Genomic DNA, 17,775 nt, shown 5'->3' on the forward strand with positions numbered 1-17,775 from the left:
CTGATCTAGATCGCCGGGTTCGAGAAGTCCTTCACGAGCGTTCCGCCGTTGAACGTCACGCCGACCTCGCGGTAGTATGCGCCGATCTTCTCGCGCATCGGCAGGATCGACGCGAGCTCGTCCCAGGGGGAGTCGTGCAGCTCGAGCTCGAAGTCGCCGCGCCAGGTCGCGCCGATCTCGGCGTCGGTCGTGCTCATGGTGATGAGCTGGTCGAAGCTGTTGCCGGCGCCGGGCGTGATGGAGGGCATCCACCGCGAATGCAGCATGGGGTGCCCGTTCACGAAGCCGTTGCTCTCGCTCTCGGCCTCGAGGGTGACGACGAGCGAGGCGAGGCGGTGGTCGTACGCCGCGAGCGACGCGCCGATCCTCGCGCCGGGCGCGAGGCGGGGCGCGGCACGGCCGACGTTCATGACGCGCGTGACGGCCATCGAGCCGAGCTTCTTCGGGTAGCCCTGGAACCAGCCGCGCGCGATCGCGAAGTCCTTCGTGACCCATATGGCGACGCACCGCGTGTACGTGACGCCCTCGTGCTTCACGCGCACGACGGCGAAGGTCTCGAGGTACTGCGAGCGCTGCGGGTCGAGCAGCTCGGCGCCCGAGGCCGAGCACGACTGCCAGTCGGCCCAGATGAGCGCGACGGCGCCCGGATCCTCGTCGGCGAGCTCGAGTCCCTCGGGCAGGAGGGCGGCGACCCTCTCGGGGTCGGTGCGGTACTCGGCGGTCAGCAGCGTGCCCGAGTAGTACCAGGGCATGTCGGGCACGATCGCGCTCGCGCCGGAGGGGGTCTTCGGGGCCATGAAGCCGTTCAGGTCTGCCATGCGCTTCAGCGTACCCATTCGTTCGCAAACAAACGATAGGGAAAATCGCCGAGCGCCGCTGCTTGACGGAGGGAGGAGCGAGGGCCATTCTGTGAATCAGTCGTTTAGGCCCAAACGATCAGCCCTGCTCAATGAGGAGTTCTGGACATGACCTATTCCACCCCCACGGCCACGACCGAGCGCTCCTCGCTCCGAGCCGGCCGACTCGGCGTCATCGGCGTCGTCTTCTTCGTCGTCGCGGCATCCGCCCCCCTCGTGGGCATCACGGGCGCCGTCCCCGTCGCGATGCTCGTCGGCAACGGCGCGGGCACCCCGGGCGCCTACCTCGTCGTCGGCCTCACCCTGCTGCTGTTCAGCGTGGGCTACGCCGCGATGAGCAACCGCGTGACGAACTCCGGCGCCTTCTTCGCCTACGTGGGCAAGGGCCTCGGAGTGAACGCGGGCGTCGCCTCGGCGTTCGTGTCGATCCTCACCTACGTCACCATCCAGCTCGCCATCTACGGCTTCTTCGGCGGTCTCGTCGCCGGCACGATGGCCGAGCTCGGCCTCGACCTGCCCTGGTACCTCTGGTCGATCCTCGCCTGGGTGCTCGTCACCGGCCTGTCGCTCCTCACCGTCGACATCGGCGCGAAGGTGCTCGGCGTGCTGCTCGTCCTCGAGCTCCTGTCTCTGCTCGTCGCCGCGATCGCCATGCTCGCCGATGGCGGCCCCGAGGGCTGGAACATCGCGGCCTCCTTCAGCCCCGAGAACATCTTCGCCGGCGGGTTCGCCGGGGGCGCCGGCATCGCCCTCGCCTTCGCCCTCGCGAGCTTCATCGGCTTCGAGGCGACGGCGATCTACGGCGAGGAGTCGCGTGACCCGAAGCGCACCGTCCCCCTCGCGACCTACATCGCGATCTCGACCATCAGCATCCTCTTCGCCATCGTCTCGTTCGGCATGGTGACCGGCATGGGAGCGAGCGGCATCATCGACGAGGTCGTCACCCGCTCGGCCGACGCCGACGGCAACCCTCTCGTGAACCCCGCGGGAGTGCTGTTCAGCCTCACCGAGCAGTACGTCGGGGGCTGGCTCGTCACGATCATGACCGTGCTCGTGATCACGAGCCTCTTCGCCGGCCTCCTGGCCTTCCAGAACGCCGCGGCGCGCTACTTCTTCGCCCTCGGGCGCGGCGGGGTGCTGCCGCAGCGCGCGGCGACGACCAACCGCGCGGGTGCCCCGGTGGGCGGGGTCGTCATCACGTCGGCGCTCGCCCTCCTCGTGATGATCGTCTTCGCGGTCGCGGGCCTCGACCCGGTCGCGAACCTCTTCTTCTGGATGAGCTCGATCACGGCGATGTCGGTGATCGTCGTCGAGATCCTGGTCTCGATCGCGATCATCGTCTACTTCCGCCGGGAGGGCGGCGGCTCGATGTGGAAGACCACGATCGCGCCCGCGCTCTCCGCCGTGCTGCTGGTGCTCGGCCTCTACCTGGTGATGTCGCGCTTCAACCTGCTCGCCGGCACCGTGCCCGACGGCGTCGACCCGACGCTGCCCGAGAGCGCCTTCCAGCTCAACGCGCTCGGCTGGTTCCTCGTGCTCCTGCCGTTCATCGCGCTCGCCGTCGGCTACGCCGTCGCGATCGTGAACAAGAAGGAGAACGAGCAGCTCGTGCGCGACTTCGCGTCCTAGCCGCCAGCACCTAGGCTCGGATGCTCCGCCCGGTCGGGCGGCGCGCGCTCCGGCTCGCGCCGCCCGGCCCCCTATCCCTCCCGGAGGTTCCGCGCATGTCCGACGACTTCGACCTCGACGTCACGCCCGAGCACGACATCGACGACTCGGCGGTCGACGCGCTCGGCTACGACGAGCTCGTCGGGCGCATCTCGCAGCTGCCGCCCGAGCTGCGGGCGCCGCTCGGCGGGATCCTGCTCGAGAAGCGCAGCTACTCCGATGTCTCGCAGGAGCTGGGCATCCGCCAGCAGGAGCTCGTCCGCGCCGTGCAGCGCGGCCGCGCCCTCATCGCGCGTCGGATCGCCGCCGACGAGTAGCCGGCGCGCGGCGCGCTAGTCGCGGGGCGTGGGCGGCGTCGGCGGAGTCGCCGCGCTGCCGTTCGAGCCGGGGCTCGCGGGCGAGCCGCCCGAGGCCCCCGATGCGGTCGACCCCGCCCATGCCGGGCTCGCGGACGACGGCCCCGCGGGCTGCGTCGCGATCCGAGCAGCCTCGGGCGCGCCGAGCTCGGCGAGGTCGTGCGCGTCCGTGAGCGACGCCGGGCGATCCTGCTCCATCGTGAGGGGGTTCGTCATGTCGCGGTGCACGCGGTCGAGCAGAGCGTGCAGCATCTCGACGGCGTCGTCGGTGACCTCGGTGCTGCGGGTCGTCGTGCCGTGCAGCAGCCAGCGCGCGACCTCGAGCTCGGCGGCGAAGACGGCGCGTCGGGCGAGCTCGCGATCGTGGATGCCGCGGGCCTCGTGGTATGCCTCGAAGGCCGATTCGGGCACGGCGGCGTCGGCCGAGCCGAGCAGCCAGAACAGGTCGCGGGCGGGGTCGGCGATCTGCAGGCGCGACCAGCCGAGCACGCCCGTGACGGTCTCGCCGATCGAGAGGAACGACCCGGCCGAGAGACCTCCGTTGATGACGGTGGGCGTGAACTGCCAGAGCGACTGGTCCTCGCTCGCGAGCTCCCAGCGCCGAAGCAGCCCCGCGGGCACAAGCCCGGTCTCGCTCGCGCGGTCGAGGGTCGCGAGGGATTCGCGCATGACGTCGATCGCCCGCAGCTGGGGCAGCCCGACGTCGGCGACGACGCTCGTGGGCAGCGCGTGCACGGCGGCGATGGCCCGCCCGATCGAGGAGGCGAGCCCCGGCGTGATCGACTCCAGGGCCACCGGATCGCCATCGACGAACTCGTGCACGATCGCGCGCGTGCCGCCGACCGGGGTCTGACCGACGAGCCGCGGCACGGCGAACGGCAGCCGCGAGCGCACGCCGTCGCTGAGCGCCCGCAGCGCGACGAGATCGGCCGACTGCTCGGCCTCGGCCGGCTCGGTGCGCGGAACGCGGATGACGAGGTGCCGCCCGTCGCGGCTCGTGAGCACGGCGGCGTCGACGTCGCGCCCGGGGGAGGAGCCGAGGCGCGAGGCGTGCGTGACGTCCAGTCCCGGAACGGCCGCCGTGGCGAGCGCGGCTAGAGTGAGAGGGGATCTGGCCATGCCCCCAGGGTAGGCGGCGGGCACCCCCCGGCCGCCCTGCGCCACGCAGTTCCCACCCGGCAGTTGGAGGCATCCATGCAGTTCTCGCTCACCTCGTCGCTGCCGCTCTCGCGCTATCGCATCGACCGCGATGACGCCTCGCGGACGCGGCCGAGGCTGTTCGACGAGCTGTGGGCCGAGCCGACGACGCGCATCCTGGCGGTGTGGCGCGGCGAGGTCCTGCTCTCGGCGGGCGACGCGCCGGCCCTCGCCCTCCTCCCGGTGCAGGCGGCGCCGTCGGATGCCCTGCGCATCTACCTCGGGCGCTCGACCGACGACGCGCCCGACCTCCCGGCCGGCGCCGCCGTCGTCGCCGTCGTGCTCGACGACGACCGCGCGACCGGATTCGCCGCCGACATCGCCCGCTGGGGGAATCCCCGCTCGCTCGGCCACGCGCTCGGCGACCGCGACGCCGGTCTCGCCGTCGAGGCGCTCGGCATCGCGAACTGGCACGCGGTCCACGCCTTCTCCCCCCTCACCGGCAACCCGACCCAGCCCGGTCGCGGCGGCTGGGTGCGCGTGGACGTCGAGACGGGCCGCGAGCTCTTCCCGCGCACCGACGCGGCGATCATCGTCGCCGTGACCGACGTCGACGACCGCATCGTGCTCGGCTCGAACGCTCAGTGGGAGGCCAATCGGTTCTCGCTGCTCGCGGGCTTCGTCGAGCCGGGGGAGTCGCTCGAGGCCGCCGTGGTGCGCGAGGTGCGCGAGGAGTCGGGGCTCCGCGTCGTCGACCCCGTCTACGTCGGCTCCCAGCCGTGGCCGTTCCCCGCCTCGCTCATGCTCGGCTTCCGCGCGCGCCTCGACCCGTCGCTCGAGCACGAGCTGCGCCCCGACGGCACCGAGATCCTCGACCTGCGCTGGTTCAGCCGCGAGGAGCTCGCCGCGGCGCTCGACGACATCGCCCTGCCGGGGCGCACCTCGATCGCCCGCGCGATCATCGAGGACTGGTACGGGGGCCCGATCGACGCATGACCGGCCCCGACCCCGATCGTCTGCTCGCCCAGCTCGACGACCAGCAGCGCGTCGTCGCCGAGAGCCTGCTCGGCCCCGTGTGCGTGCTCGCCGGCGCCGGGACGGGCAAGACCCGCGCGATCACCCACCGCATCGCGTACGGCGTCGCGACGGGCGCCTACGACCCCTCGCGCGTGATGGCGCTCACCTTCACCGCGCGCGCGGCCGGCGAGCTCGTGGGCCGGCTGCGGGCGCTCGGTGCTGACGGCGTCTCGGCCCGCACCTTCCACTCCGCGGCCCTGCGGCAGCTCCACTACTTCTGGCCGACCGTCGTCGGGGGGTCGCCGCCGCGCGTGCTCGACGGCAAGGGGCCGCTCATCGGCCAGGCGGCGTCCTCGCTCAGGCTGGGTCTCGACACCGCGGCGCTCCGCGACGCCGCCGCCGAGATCGAGTGGCGCAAGGTCTCGCGCCTGTCGCTCGACGAGTACGCGCGCGCCGCCGAGAGTCGCACGATGCCCGCGCGCCTGCCCGTCTCCGCCATGGTCGACCTGCACCGCCAGTACGAGGCGATCAAGGATGAACGGCGCCAGATCGACTTCGAGGACGTCCTGCTCGCCACGGCCGGGATGCTCGAGGTCGAGCCGCGCGTCGCCGAGCAGGTGCGCGAGCAGTACCGCTTCTTCGTCGTGGACGAGTACCAGGACGTCTCGCCCCTTCAGCACGACCTCCTCTCGCTCTGGCTGGGCGGCCGGCGCGAGCTGTGCGTCGTCGGCGACGCCTCCCAGACGATCTACTCGTTCGCGGGCGCGTCGAGCGACTACCTCGTGCGCTTCGGCAGCGAGTTCCCCGACGCGCGCGTGGTGCGGCTGGAGGACAACTATCGATCGACCGAGCCGATCGTGACGCTCGCCAATCGGCTGATGCGCGGGCGTCCCGGCGCGCTCACGCTGCGCGCGGCGGCCCGCGAGGCCGGCGCCGCCTCACCCGCGCCGACGGTGTCGGCGCACCCGGACGACGCCTCGGAGTCGGCCGCGGTGGCCGAGTCGATCGCGCGGCGCATCGCCGACGGCGCGAGCCCCGAGTCGATCGCCGTGCTGTTCCGCATCAACACGCAGTCGATTGCGCTCGAGGCCGCCCTGCGCCGCGCGGGCATCCCCGTGCAGACCCGCGCGAACAGCCGCTACTTCGACCAGCCCGAGGTGCGGCAGGCGATCATGCTGCTGCGCGGCGCCGCGATCTCGATCGGCGACGAGCCGCTGTTCAAGAGCGTGAGCGATGTCCTGCGCGGTCTCGGCTGGCGGCAGGACCCTCCCGAGGGCGGCGGCGCCGAGCGCTCGCGGTGGGAGAGCCTCACCGCCCTCCTCGGTCTCGCCGAGGAGTCGCCCGCGGGCACGACGCTCGCCGATTTCGTGCGCGAGCTGCAGCGCCGCGCCGAGCAGCAGCACGCGCCCGCGCGCTCGGCCGTGACCCTCTCCACCCTCCACGCCGCGAAGGGCCTGGAGTGGGATGCGGTCTACATCGTCGGCCTCAGCGAGGGCACCGTGCCGATCACGTTCGCGACGAGCCTCGAGGCCGTCGACGAGGAGCGCCGCCTGTTCTACGTCGGCATCACGCGCGCCAGGCGGGCGCTCGAGCTCTCGTGGGCCCAGCGCCCGAGCGCGAGCCGCGCCGAGCGGTCGCCGAGCCGCTTCCTCGACGAGGTGCGCGCCCCCGGCTCCCCGCCCGTCGGTGCGACCGGCGGCGTCAGCCGGCGAGGGGCTGCGCGGCGCTGAGGCCGAGATCGAGACCGCGGCAGCCGCAGCGCGCCGACGGCGCCCACGTCCGGCGGTGGCGGCGGCCGGTGACGGCGTCGATGCGCACGCTCGCGGCGTCCCGCTCGCGCAGCACTCGCAGCACCTCGATCGCGGCCTCGGTCGCGAGCATCGGCGCATCGGCGTGCGCCTCCTGGCCCCACAGCTGCGCCTCGATGGCGGGCCACGCGGGGTCGGCGGCGGTGCGCGCCTGATCGACGCAGGCCAGGCACGGCGTCGAGCCCGGCTCGACGCGCGGGCCGACGGTCGCGGACTGCTCGCCGATCACGACGGGCACGTGCACGATGTCGCGGCGCAGCCACGCGAGGTGCTCGGTCGGGTCGATGACGTGGTGGCTGACGAGCACGGCGGCGTCGATCGACTCGTCGAGGACCCCCGCGCCGTGCGCGGCGGCGATGACCGGATGCCCGGCATCGGCCACGATGCGCGCGATCCGCCCCGCGGCCGGCACCGCACCGATCACGGCCACGCGTCGCACGGCGGCGACGGGCGGGGCGGTGAACGCGGGCTCGAGCGCGGTCAGCAGCTCGTCGACGCGGCTCGCGGCCACGCCGAGGGTCGAGGCGAGCATCCCGAGCCCGCTGCGCGTGACGCCCGTCGCAAGGGCGGCGATCAGCCGCGCGTCGCCGTCGTCCACGGGGTCGATGATCGCGACGACGGGGTCGACGCCGATCTGGATGCTGTGCGGCGTGCGCCACACGAGGGGGCGACGCGGATCGATGCGCAGAACCATGCGCACATGATGCGCGGCGGCTCCCCGCGGGGCCTCAGTTGTGCACAGGGCCCTCGTCGTCGCCCTCGGTCGGCTCCTCGCCCGGAGCGCCCTCGACGGGGCGGTCGCCCTCGCCCGCGAGCAGCTCACTGAGCGCCTGGTCGAAGGCATCGTCGTCGACGGGCCCGGCCTGGATCCCCGCGATGATGCGCGACGGGTCGTCGATGTCCTCCGCGGTCGGCAGCAGGTCGGGGTGGCCCCAGAGGTCGTCGCGGGCGGCGGCGCCGACGGCGTCCGTGATCGCGCGCCAGAACGCGGCCGCCTCGCGGAGGCGCCGCGGGCGCAGCTCGAGCCCGACGAGTGTCGCGAAGGCCGACTCGGCCGGCCCGCCCGCGGCCCGGCGCCGGCGCACGGTCTCGGCCGCCGCATCCGCCCGGGGCAGGCGCGCGGTCGCGTCGGCGGTGACGACGTCGACCCAGCCCTCGATGAGGGCGAGGGTCGTCTCGAGCCGCGCGAGCGCCGCGAGCTGCGACTCCGTCTTCGGCGGGATGAGCGCGCCGCTCGTGAGCGCCTCGCGCAGGCTCTCGGGGTTCGCGGGGTCGAAGTCGGCAGCGACGCTCTCGATGCTGGAGGCGTCGATGCTGATGCCGTGCGCGTAGTCGGTGATCGCGCTGATGAGGTGCGCGCGCAGCCAGCGCGCGTGCCGGAAGAGGCGGGCGTGGGCGAGCTCGCGCACCGACAGGTAGAGGTGCACCTGGTCGAGGGGGATGTCGAGGCCCTGCGCGAACGCCGCGACGTTCTGCGGCAGGAGCGCCGCCTGCACGTCGTGGTCGTCGCGGCCCGGGAGGAGCGGGATACCGATGTCGCCGCCCGAGACGACCTCGGCTGCGAGCTGGCCGACGACGTGCCCGAGCTGGAGGGTGAAGAGCGTGCCGCCGAGCGAGCGCATCATGCCCGTGGCGTCGCCCATCATGGCCTTGAGCTCCTCCGGCACCTGGGTGTCCAGGGCCTGCGTGAGGGCGTCGGCGATCGAGAGCGCGACGGGCTCGGCGAGCTGGCTCCAGACCGGGAGCGTCTGCCGCGCCCAGTCGGCGCGTGAGATCAGGGAGGGCTCGGCCGTCAGCTGCGTGATGCTCGTCGCCTCGTCGAGCCAGAGCGCGGCGACGTGGAGCGACTGACGCAGCGCTTCGAGCTCGGCGGCGGTGGGGGTGACGGCGCCGGTCGCGGCGATGCGGCCGGCCTCCTCGCGCGCGAGCTTCTCGTCGATGCCCTCCGTCTGCGCGCTCATCGCCCGCTGCAGCTGGCCCATGAGCCGCGCGACCATGGCGGGGTCGGCCGGCAGCCCCGCGGCTCCGGCGAGCCTCGCGGGGTCGATGTCGCCCTCTCCCGCCAGGAACCTGCGCATCATCTCGCGGAACTCGTCCTCGGCGCCGCCGAGGGAATCGTCAGCCATGCCGCCTACGCTAGTGCGGCGCCCGCGCTCTCCGGCCGGGTTTCGCCGTAGGCTGACGGCCGGATTTCGAGAGGAACAACCCGTGTCGCTCTTCACCGACGGGGCCGACGCCGAGCAGGACGACGCGCGATCGCGCGGCCGCCGCATCGGCTGGCTGCTGCTCGCCGTGACCGTCTTCGGCGTGCTCGGCATGGCCGTGCTGCCCTCGCCCTACGTCATCGAGCGGCCCGGCCCGGTCTTCGACACCCTCGGAACGGTCTCGGTCGACGGCGAGGAGGTTCCGCTCATCACGATCCCCAGCGAGCCCACCTACCCCACCGAGGGCTCGCTCAGCCTGCTGACCGTGAACGTGCTCGGCAACCCGGAGGCGCAGCCCTCGTGGTTCGAGGTCGCCACCGCCTGGCTCGATCCCGAGCAGTCCGTCGTGCCGCTCGAATCCGTCTTCCCCCCGGGTCTCTCGACCGACGACCGCCGCGAGCAGAGCCGCATCGAGATGGAGAACTCCCAGCAGGAGGCCGTCGCCGCGGCCCTGCGCGCGATCGGCGAGCCCTACGAGAGCCGCCTGTACGTCGTCGAGGCGCAGGAGGGCGGCGCATCCGTCGGCGTCCTCGAGGCCGACGACGTCATCCTCTCGATCGAGGGCGAGCCGGTGCGGGATGTCACGGCGCTGCGCGCCGCGATCGCGGAGAACGGCACGGGGTCGCCGGTGCTGCTCGGCGTCGAGCGCGACGGCCGGGAGCTCACCGTCGAGGTGACCCCGCGCCTGAGCGAGGGCGAGAACCGCGTGCCCGTGATCGGCGTCCTCGTAGCGGGCGACTACGAGTTCCCGTTCGAGGTCGACATCGAGCTGTCGAACGTGGGCGGTCCGAGCGCCGGCATGATGTTCGCCCTCGGGATCATCGACAAGCTCACCCCCGGCTCGCTGGCGGGCGGGGCGGAGGTCGCCGGCACGGGCACGATCGCCGCCGACGGCACTGTCGGCCCGATCGGCGGCATCGTGCAGAAGATGTACGGAGCCGTCGACGCGGGCGCCGAGGTGTTCCTCGCGCCGGCCGGCAACTGCGACGAGGTCGTGGGGAGCATCCCCGAGGGCCTCGAGGTCTTCCGGGTCGCGACCCTCGACGAGGCGATCGGCGTCCTGCAGACGATCGCCGACGACGCTGATCGCGACGCCCTCGCCCGCTGCGGTTCGTAGCCCGACGCGCCGACCGGGAGCGGCGGAGGAGGGCCCCGCGCCCTGAGCGAACACCGCTCGAGCGCGGGGGTGCCGCCAAGGTTGCGCCCGATAGTCTGGCGGGGCTCGCCACCCGACTCCTGGGAGACCCTCCGTGACGTCCACCGCACCGCCGCCCGCCACCCGAAGCCGGGCGACTCTCGCGATCTCGGCCGGCATCCTCGCCGTCATCGTCGTGCTCTTCTTCGTCTTCGCGAACTTCTACACCGACGTGCTGTGGTTCGACCAGCTCGGCTACCTTCCGGTGCTGACGACGCAGTGGTTCGCCACAGCGGGGATGTTCGCGGTCGGCTTCCTCGGCATGTTCCTGCCGGTGTTCGCGAGCCTCCAGATCGCGTACCGATCGCGCCCCGTCTACGCCAAGCTCTCCAGCCAGCTCGATCGCTACCAGGAGGTCGTCGAACCGCTGCGCCGGGTCGCGATGCTGGGCATCCCGGCGGTCCTGGGGCTCTTCGCGGGCGTCGCGGCGGCGAGCCGCTGGCCGATGGTCCTGCAGTGGATCAACCGCACGCCCTTCGGCGACGTCGACCCGCAGTTCGGCCTCGACATCTCCTTCTACGTCTACGAGCTCCCGTTCTGGCGCGGCGTCGTCGCCTTCGCCTCGGGAGCCGTGCTGCTCTCCGCCATCGCCGCGGTCGCGACGAGCTACCTCTACGGCGCGATCCGATTCACGGGGCGCGAGGTCCGCATCTCCCGCACCGCGCGCATCCAGCTCGCCGCGACGGCGGCGGTCTACATCGCCCTGCAGGCGGTCTCGATCTGGCTCGATCAGTACGCGGCCCTCGTCCAGCCGAGCGACGGCTTCCTCGCTGCGGGCGCCGGCTACACCGAGGTCTTCGCGACCATCCCGGGCCGGCAGATCCTCGCCGGGATCGCCGCGCTCATCGCCATCCTCTTCATCGTCACGGCGATCATCGGCCGCTGGCGCCTGTCGATCGTCGGCACCGCGCTGCTCATCGTGTCGGGCCTGCTGGTCGGCAGCGTCTACCCGTGGATCGTCCAGCGCTTCCAGGTCGAACCGAGCGCTCGCTCGCTCGAGGCGCCGTACATCGAGCGCAACATCGAGGCGACGCGCGACGCCTACGGCATCTCCGGCATCGAGGAGGTGCCCTACGCGGCGACCACGAGCGCCGAGGAGGGCGCGCTGCGGGAGGACGCGGAGACGACCGCGAACATCCGCATCATCGACCCCGCGCTCGTGACCGACGCGTTCGCGCAGCTCGAGCAGTTCCGCCCCTACTACGGGTTCCCGACGTATCTCGACGTCGACCGCTACGAGGTCGACGGCCAGACGCAGGACACCGTCATCTCCGTCCGTGAGCTCACCCCGAACGAGCAGACGGAGGAGAGCTGGTACAACTCCCGCATCGTGTTCACGCACGGCTACGGCGTCGTCGCGGCCTACGGCAACCAGCGCGCCGACGACGGCCAGCCGCTCTTCCTCGAGTCGGGCATCCCCGCCAGCGGCCCCCTCTCGGAGTCGGTCGGCGAGTACGAGCCGCGCATCTACTTCGGCGAGACCTCGCCCGAGTACTCGATCGTCGGCGCTCCCGAGGGCGCTCCGGCGCTCGAGCTCGACTACCCGTCCGAGGGCGGCGAGGAGGACGACACCTCCGGCAACCGCACATACACCTTCACGGGCGAGGGCGGGCCCGCGCTCGACAACGCCTTCAAGAAGCTGCTGTACGCGATCAAGTTCCAGTCCGAGCAGATCTTCCTCTCCGACGCCGTCAACGACGACTCGCAGATCCTCTACGACCGCAACCCGCTCGACCGCGTGCAGAAGGTCGCCCCGTACCTGACGCTCGACAGCGACCCGTACCCGGCGATCGTCGACGGGCGCATCCAGTGGATCGTCGACGGCTACACGACCTCGGCGAGCTACCCGTACTCGACCTCGGTGCCGCTCTCGGCCGCGATCGCCGACACGTACACGCCCACGCCGACCTTCCCGATCGACGACATCAACTACATCCGCAACTCGGTGAAGGCCACGGTCGACGCCTACGACGGCTCGGTGACGCTCTACGCGTGGGACACCGAGGACCCGATCCTGCAGACGTGGCAGAAGATCTTCCCGTCCACTCTCGAGCCGATCAGCGAGATGAGCGACGAGCTCCTCGACCACGTCCGCTACCCCGCCGACCTGTTCAAGGTGCAGCGCGACATCCTCGGCGAGTACCACGTGACCGACGCGGGCTCGTTCTTCTCGCGCGACGACGAGTGGGTCACGCCCAATGATCCCGGCTCGCCCGCGACGAACCCGACGCTCCAGCCGCCGTACTACCTGACGATGCAGGTGCCCGGCACCGAGAGTCCCGCGTTCACGCTGTACTCCACGTTCATCCCCGCCTCGTCGGGCGGCAACAGCCGCAACGTGCTCTACGGCTACCTCGCGGCGAACGCCGATGCGGGCGACGACTACGGCAAGCTCACGCTGCTGACCCTGCCCCGGCAGACGACGGTGCCCGGCCCCGGCCAGGTGCAGAACCAGTTCGACTCCGACGCGAACGTCGGCCAGCAGCTCAACCTGCTGCGCCAGGGCGAGACCGAGGTCATCAGCGGGAACCTGCTGACTCTCCCCGTCGGCGGCGGTCTGCTCTACGTCCAGCCGGTCTACGTGCAGTCGACCGGAGGCACGAGCTACCCGCTCCTGCGCAAGGTCCTCGTCGCGTTCGGCAACGAGATCGCCTTCGAGGACACGCTCGATCAGGCCCTCGACAGCCTCTTCGGCGGCGAGTCGGGCGCGGAGGCCGGCGACGGCGACGTCGACCCGGTCGACCCGCTGCCGCCGACCGACCCCGAGGCGCCGACCGACCCCGAGCAGCCGACCGACCCCGAGGCGCCGGCCGAGCCGGACCTCGACTTCGAGGCGGCGCTGCAGGAGGCCCGAGCGGCGCTCCTGGAGCGCGAGGCGGCTTACGCGGCGAACGACCTCGTGGCGGCCGCCGAGGCGGATGAGCGGCTGCAGACGGCCCTTGAGCGGCTCTTCGCGTTGAGCGAGCAGCAGCCCTAGGGGTCGTCCGGAGTGGGAGCCGACGTCGAGCCCGAGTGGGTCGCCCTCAACCGCGCGCACTGGGATGAGAAGGTCCCCGTGCACCTCGGCAGCGAGTTCTACGACCTCGCGCCCCTGAGGCGCGGCGAGGGGCGGCTCTACTCCATCGAGGAGGCGGAGCTGCCCCGCATCGCGCCCGACGGCTGGGCGGGTCTGCGAGTGCTCCACCTGCAGTGCCACTTCGGCGCCGACTCGCTCGTGCTCGCGCAGCGCGGCGCCGAGGTCGTCGGCATCGACTTCTCGATGCCCGCCATCCGCGCCGCGCGCGAGCTCGCGACCGAGCTCGGCCTCGACGAGCGCACGCGATTCGTCTGCGCCGACCTGTACGACGCCCGCCACCGCCTGCCCGACCCGGAGGGCTTCGACGTCGTCTACACGACGTGGGGCACGATCGGCTGGCTGCCCGACACCGCCGAGTGGGCGCGCATCATCGCCTGGTTCCTGAAGCCCGGCGGGCGGCTGTACTTCGCCGACGGGCATCCGACCGCCTTCGTCTTCGACGACGCGGCCGGAAGCGTCCCGATCGACGGCGCGCCGTTCCCGCTGCCCGCCTACGGCTACTTCCTCGAGGAGGGGCTCTCGCTCGACGAGGGCGGCGACTACGCCGACCCCGACGCGACGCTCGCGAACTCCCGCACCGTCGAATGGTTGCACCCCCTCGGCCGCACGGTCACCGACCTCATCGAGGCGGGTCTCGCCATCGACTTCCTGCACGAGCATGACGCCGTCCCGTGGAGGATCTTCTCGGTGTGCGAGCGCGACGAGAGCGGGATGTGGCGCATGCCGGGCGAGTCGATGATCCCGCTGGGGATGAGCCTCGGCGCGACGCGTCGGGCCGACTGACGACGGCCCAAGGGCGGGGGCGCGCCCGGTCCGTTCGCAATGCGAACATCCGCTCTGTCCTCCAAACGGAGGACACTCGGTCGGAGGCCCGCGCGGGCCTAGCCTGAGCGCAACCCGACCCGGGAGGTGCTCATGTCCACAGATCTCGCCGACGCCATGGCGGTGTCGCTGCGGCCCGTCCTCCGCGCGTGGGAGGCGTGGGCCTCCGACGTCCGCGACTCCACTCCGCGCCCCATCGACGGCCCGCGCGCGGTCGCCGACGGCCCCTCGCCCGACCGCGTCCTGCTCGTCGGCGCGGGCGCCGCCGTGGGCTGGGGCGTCGCCTCCCACGAGCTCGCCCTGCCGGGCTCGGTCGCTCGCGCGCTCCGCGCGGGAACGGGGCGCGGCGCCGTCGTCGACGTCCTCGCCGACCACCGCTGGGGCCTCGCCGACATCGCGCGCGAGCTCCGACCGGCCTCGCCCGGCCGCTACGACGTCGTCGTCGTGGTCCTCGGGGGAGCGGACGTGCTCTCCGGCCAGACCTCCCGTGCCTGGCGCGACGCGATCCACGAGCTGCTCGAGGGCTGGCGGGCGACGGCGGGCTGGGCGACGCGCCTGGTCGTGCTCGAGATCCCCGAGATGGGCGAGATCGCCGGGCTCCACGGCGCCGTGCTCGGCTGGGCCGAGCGCCGGGCGGTCGAGCTCAACGAGATCCTGCGCTCCCGCATCGCGACCGAGTCCGGCATCGACGTCGTCCGCCTCCCGGCATCGCCCGCGCACGGGGTCGCTCCCGACCCCGCCGTCGCGCGCGGCGACTACGCCCTGACCGGGACCCTCCTCGCGGCGTCCCTCATGGACGAGCTCGACCGCGTCGTCGGCGTGCCCGTCGCCCGCCGTCGATCGCTCGACGCGGCCGATGCCGCGCGCAACGACCTCCTCGTGCTCGCGCTCTCGCAGCACCGCGCCCGCCTCGAGTGGATCGTCACGGTCGCCGCCGCGGCGTTCCGGGCTCCCTCCGCTCTCGTGACGGTGCTCGGGCCCGACCGCCAGTGGCACGTCGCGCGCACCGGTCACGCGACCGACAGCGTGCCCATCCAGGACTCCTTCTGCCTCTACGCCGTCGAGCTGGACGAGCCGCTCATCGTGCTCGACGCTCAGCGTGACGCGCGTTTCGCCGACAACCCGCTCGTCACCGAGCCCGACGGCATCCGCTTCTACGCCGGCGCCGCGATCGAGGGCGCCGACGGCCGCCCGGTCGGAGCGGTCTGCGTGATCGATCGCGAGCCGCGCACGGGGGTGACCGCGGCCGAGCGCGGCCTGCTGATGAGCCTCGCCCGCCGCGCCCAGGAGGTCGTGTGGGCGGCGGAGGCCGAGTTCGCCCGCGCCTCCTGAGCCGTCCGGAGCGCGCCGGCATCGGTGCGGCGCGGCCCCGATTCGACGGATGCTCCAGCCCCTGGTATCGTTGACTCTCGTGCCGCGGGGTGGAGCAGTTCGGTAGCTCGCTGGGCTCATAACCCAGAGGTCGTAGGTTCAAATCCTGCCCCCGCAACAAGAAGAAGGCCCGGAATCCTGGATTCCGGGCCTTCTGCGTTCTCCGGGCCTTCTGCGTTCTCCGGGCCTTCTGCAATCCTGGCCCTCTGCATTCCCGCCGCATGTGCGCTATGCGAACATCCGGCGCGCCGCCCTCGCTCGCGCATCCGGTCGATACCGCCAGAGTGGTCGCGGGAGATCGGGTCCGACCCGACCGCACAGCCCCCTCGCGCTCCCGACGGGCCGGTGCCCACCTCGTTCGCCCCCCGAGCGCGTGAGCACCGGCCCCTGCCGGGGCGACGCTCGCACCCTGTCAGCCGCGCGGCGGCTGGGCGCCCGGCCACTGCACGGCCTCGGCGCCGGCTGCGACGCCGCTCTCGACGGCCTCCTCCAGCGAGCGTCCGCGGGCGAGCTCGGCCGCGACGGCTCCGACGAACGCGTCCCCCGCGCCCGTCGTGTCGAGCACGTCGACCCGCGGAGCCGGCCGGTGGCCCGAGACGGTCCGGTCGGCGGGGCCGGCACCGTGCTCGAGCGCCGCGCCGTCGTCGGACGCGCGCCGCGCGAAGACCGCGCCCTCGCCGCCGAGCGTGATGACGACGCTCCGGCAGCGCTCGAGCAGGGCGACCGCGGCAGCCGCCGCGGAGGCGGGGCCGTCGACGGACGTCGCGGCGAGATCGGAGGCCTCGGACTCGTTGACGACCAGGGGGTCGCAGAGGGCGAGGAGGGCATCCGGCACGGGAGCGCTCGGGGACAGATTCAGCACGACGCGACCGCCCGCCGCGTCGACGGCGGCGGCGGCCGCCGCGACGACGTCGATCGGCACCTCCAGCTGCGCCAGCATCACGGTGCCCGGGGCCGCGAGCGCGCGCAGGCGCTCGACGGTCGGCTCGACGGCGAGCCGGCCGTTGGCTCCGGGGGCCACGACGATCGAGTTCTCGCCGTCGCGGGCGAGGGTGATGAGCGCGACCCCCGTGGGGGCGCCTGGCACGGTCTCGACGTGGGCGACGTCGACCCCGCCGGCGGCCAGCGCCTCGAGCAGGGTGCGACCGCCCGCATCGTCGCCGACGGCTCCGAGGAACACGGGCGGGGCGCCGAGCCGCGCGGCCGCGAGCGACTGATTGGCGCCCTTCCCGCCGGTGCCCGTCGCCACGTCGCCGCCCATGACGGTCTCGCCGGGCCGCGGGTGCCTCTCGACGGCGACCGTGTAGTCGGTGTTGGCGGAGCCGAGGACGACGAGGGAGGCGCTCATGGCCTCCAGCCTGGCAGAGGGCGCGGCTCTAGGCTGAGCGCATGACCGACCACGCCGCCCCCGCCGGGCCCGGGGCCGCGCGCACGGGCGTCGCCGTGGCGCAGTTCTCGCCGGGCGCCGATCGCGACGAGAACCTCGCGAGCATCCGAGGCCTGGCCGCGCTGGCCGTCGAGCGCGGGGCGGGCCTCGTCGTCGCGCCCGAGTACAGCTCGTACTTCGCCCCCGAGCTCGGCCCCGACTGGGTGGCCGCGGCCGAGCCGCTCGACGGCCCTTTCGTCACCGGTCTGGGAGCGATCGCTCGCGACCTCGGCATCGTCCTCGTCGCCGGACTCGTCGAGACCGGCACGCGGCCCGACCGGTTCCGCAACACGATCGTCGCTGTGGGTGCCGACGGTGCGGTCGTCGCGATCTCGCGCAAGCTCCATCTCTACGACGCGTTCGGAGCCCGCGAGTCCGACTGGGCGGAGGCCGGCGACATCGAGCCGCCGCAGCTGCTCGCCTTCGCGGGACTCCGGGTGGGCATCCAGACCTGCTACGACGTGCGGTTCCCCGAGGTCACGCGCCGCCTCGTCGACGCGGGCGCCGACCTCGTGCTCATCCCCGCCGAGTGGGTGCGCGGCCCGCAGAAGGAGCACCACTGGCGCACCCTCGTCACCGCGCGCGCCCTCGAGAACACGATCTACGTCGCCGCCGCCGACCACGCCCCGCCCATCGGCGTCGGCTGCAGCCTCATCGTCGACCCCATGGGAGTTGCGATCGCCTCCCTCGGCGAGCAGACGGATGCCGCGGTCGCCTTCCCGACGCGCGCCCGCCTCGACGAGGTGCGGGCCGCGAACCCCGCCCTCGGCCTGCGGCGCTTCGGGGTCGCGCCCCGCTGACGCGCGCTCGGGCCCGGCGGCGGTTGCCGCCCACCCGT

General features: G+C 73.0%; 14 protein-coding genes and 1 tRNA gene. 10 read left to right on the forward strand and 5 right to left on the reverse strand.

The window, feature by feature from the left end; genetic code table 11:
* Positions 1-5 precede the first annotated feature (5 nt).
* The gene (locus ASC54_RS06235; protein WP_055856282.1) at positions 6-818 is read right to left on the reverse strand and encodes an acetoacetate decarboxylase family protein; all 813 of its coding nucleotides are present in this window, start codon (positions 816-818) and stop codon (positions 6-8) included.
* 147 nt (positions 819-965) lie between these two features.
* Between ASC54_RS06235 and ASC54_RS06240 the strand changes: the two genes are divergently transcribed.
* Together ASC54_RS06240 and ASC54_RS06245 are read left to right on the forward strand one after the other, a co-directional pair.
* Positions 966-2,486 carry an APC family permease gene (locus ASC54_RS06240; RefSeq protein ID WP_055897417.1) on the forward strand — a complete coding sequence of 507 codons (1,521 nt, stop codon included), beginning with the start codon at positions 966-968 and terminating at the stop codon, positions 2,484-2,486.
* A 95-nt stretch (positions 2,487-2,581) separates the two neighbouring features.
* Complete coding sequence (locus ASC54_RS06245; RefSeq protein WP_156376744.1) at positions 2,582-2,842, forward strand: hypothetical protein; 261 nt, start codon at positions 2,582-2,584, stop codon at positions 2,840-2,842.
* 15 nt (positions 2,843-2,857) lie between these two features.
* Here ASC54_RS06245 and ASC54_RS06250 read toward each other — a convergent pair whose 3' ends face one another.
* The gene (locus tag ASC54_RS06250; RefSeq protein WP_055897425.1) at positions 2,858-4,000 is read right to left on the reverse strand and encodes a phosphotransferase; all 1,143 of its coding nucleotides are present in this window, start codon (positions 3,998-4,000) and stop codon (positions 2,858-2,860) included.
* Between the two features lie 75 nt (positions 4,001-4,075).
* Between ASC54_RS06250 and nudC the strand changes: the two genes are divergently transcribed.
* A complete protein-coding gene (gene nudC / locus ASC54_RS06255) occupies positions 4,076-5,014 on the forward strand; it encodes an NAD(+) diphosphatase (RefSeq protein ID WP_055897428.1) in 939 nt (312 codons plus the stop codon).
* On the forward strand, positions 5,011-6,765 hold the full coding sequence (locus tag ASC54_RS06260; protein WP_055897431.1) for an ATP-dependent helicase: 1,755 nt from the start codon (positions 5,011-5,013) through the stop codon (positions 6,763-6,765). Before nudC ends, ASC54_RS06260 begins: the two co-directional genes overlap by 4 nt.
* On the opposite strand, the gene ASC54_RS06265 is transcribed toward ASC54_RS06260, so the two are convergent.
* Both ASC54_RS06265 and ASC54_RS06270 read right to left on the reverse strand, forming a co-directional pair.
* On the reverse strand, positions 6,737-7,537 hold the full coding sequence (locus tag ASC54_RS06265; RefSeq protein WP_055897434.1) for a hypothetical protein: 801 nt from the start codon (positions 7,535-7,537) through the stop codon (positions 6,737-6,739). The genes ASC54_RS06260 and ASC54_RS06265 overlap by 29 nt on opposite strands.
* Before the next feature lie 34 nt (positions 7,538-7,571).
* The gene (locus ASC54_RS06270) at positions 7,572-8,969 is read right to left on the reverse strand and encodes a zinc-dependent metalloprotease (RefSeq protein ID WP_055897437.1); all 1,398 of its coding nucleotides are present in this window, start codon (positions 8,967-8,969) and stop codon (positions 7,572-7,574) included.
* Positions 8,970-9,051: 82 nt separating this feature from the next.
* On the opposite strand from ASC54_RS06270, the gene ASC54_RS06275 reads away from it, so the two are divergent.
* The 5 genes from ASC54_RS06275 to ASC54_RS06295 all read left to right on the forward strand — a co-directional run bounded on the left by ASC54_RS06275 (position 9,052) and on the right by ASC54_RS06295 (position 15,629).
* Positions 9,052-10,164 carry a PDZ domain-containing protein gene (locus ASC54_RS06275; RefSeq protein WP_055897440.1) on the forward strand — a complete coding sequence of 371 codons (1,113 nt, stop codon included), beginning with the start codon at positions 9,052-9,054 and terminating at the stop codon, positions 10,162-10,164.
* A 133-nt stretch (positions 10,165-10,297) separates the two neighbouring features.
* Complete coding sequence (locus tag ASC54_RS06280) at positions 10,298-13,219, forward strand: UPF0182 family protein (RefSeq protein WP_200932274.1); 2,922 nt, start codon at positions 10,298-10,300, stop codon at positions 13,217-13,219.
* 12 nt (positions 13,220-13,231) lie between these two features.
* Entirely contained in the window at positions 13,232-14,101 is an 870-nt protein-coding gene (locus ASC54_RS06285; RefSeq protein WP_055897443.1) for a bifunctional 2-polyprenyl-6-hydroxyphenol methylase/3-demethylubiquinol 3-O-methyltransferase UbiG, read from the forward strand.
* A 132-nt stretch (positions 14,102-14,233) separates the two neighbouring features.
* On the forward strand, positions 14,234-15,472 hold the full coding sequence (locus ASC54_RS06290; protein ID WP_156376745.1) for a GAF domain-containing protein: 1,239 nt from the start codon (positions 14,234-14,236) through the stop codon (positions 15,470-15,472).
* An 83-nt stretch (positions 15,473-15,555) separates the two neighbouring features.
* A tRNA-Met gene (locus ASC54_RS06295) sits at positions 15,556-15,629 on the forward strand.
* A 294-nt stretch (positions 15,630-15,923) separates the two neighbouring features.
* On the opposite strand, the gene ASC54_RS06300 is transcribed toward ASC54_RS06295, so the two are convergent.
* Complete coding sequence (locus tag ASC54_RS06300) at positions 15,924-16,859, reverse strand: ribokinase (RefSeq protein ID WP_055856245.1); 936 nt, start codon at positions 16,857-16,859, stop codon at positions 15,924-15,926.
* A 41-nt stretch (positions 16,860-16,900) separates the two neighbouring features.
* Between ASC54_RS06300 and ASC54_RS06305 the strand changes: the two genes are divergently transcribed.
* Positions 16,901-17,737 carry a carbon-nitrogen hydrolase family protein gene (locus ASC54_RS06305; RefSeq protein WP_055856242.1) on the forward strand — a complete coding sequence of 279 codons (837 nt, stop codon included), beginning with the start codon at positions 16,901-16,903 and terminating at the stop codon, positions 17,735-17,737.
* Positions 17,738-17,775 lie beyond the last annotated feature (38 nt).

Origin of the sequence: Yonghaparkia sp. Root332 (genome assembly GCF_001425665.1) — a bacterium.
Lineage (GTDB): Bacteria > Actinomycetota > Actinomycetes > Actinomycetales > Microbacteriaceae > Microcella.

What these genes read in the sequence shown, in the direction of transcription:
- ASC54_RS06235 (WP_055856282.1), bottom strand. Translation starts at nt 818, where the DNA reads ATGGCAGACCTGAACGGCTTCATGGCCCCGAAGACCCCCTCCGGCGCG.
- ASC54_RS06240 (WP_055897417.1), top strand. Translation starts at nt 966, where the DNA reads ATGACCTATTCCACCCCCACGGCCACGACCGAGCGCTCCTCGCTCCGA.
- ASC54_RS06245 (WP_156376744.1), top strand. Translation starts at nt 2,582, where the DNA reads ATGTCCGACGACTTCGACCTCGACGTCACGCCCGAGCACGACATCGAC.
- ASC54_RS06250 (WP_055897425.1), bottom strand. Translation starts at nt 4,000, where the DNA reads ATGGCCAGATCCCCTCTCACTCTAGCCGCGCTCGCCACGGCGGCCGTT.
- nudC (WP_055897428.1), top strand. Translation starts at nt 4,076, where the DNA reads ATGCAGTTCTCGCTCACCTCGTCGCTGCCGCTCTCGCGCTATCGCATC.
- ASC54_RS06260 (WP_055897431.1), top strand. Translation starts at nt 5,011, where the DNA reads ATGACCGGCCCCGACCCCGATCGTCTGCTCGCCCAGCTCGACGACCAG.
- ASC54_RS06265 (WP_055897434.1), bottom strand. Translation starts at nt 7,537, where the DNA reads ATGGTTCTGCGCATCGATCCGCGTCGCCCCCTCGTGTGGCGCACGCCG.
- ASC54_RS06270 (WP_055897437.1), bottom strand. Translation starts at nt 8,969, where the DNA reads ATGGCTGACGATTCCCTCGGCGGCGCCGAGGACGAGTTCCGCGAGATG.
- ASC54_RS06290 (WP_156376745.1), top strand. Translation starts at nt 14,234, where the DNA reads ATGTCCACAGATCTCGCCGACGCCATGGCGGTGTCGCTGCGGCCCGTC.
- ASC54_RS06300 (WP_055856245.1), bottom strand. Translation starts at nt 16,859, where the DNA reads ATGAGCGCCTCCCTCGTCGTCCTCGGCTCCGCCAACACCGACTACACG.
- ASC54_RS06305 (WP_055856242.1), top strand. Translation starts at nt 16,901, where the DNA reads ATGACCGACCACGCCGCCCCCGCCGGGCCCGGGGCCGCGCGCACGGGC.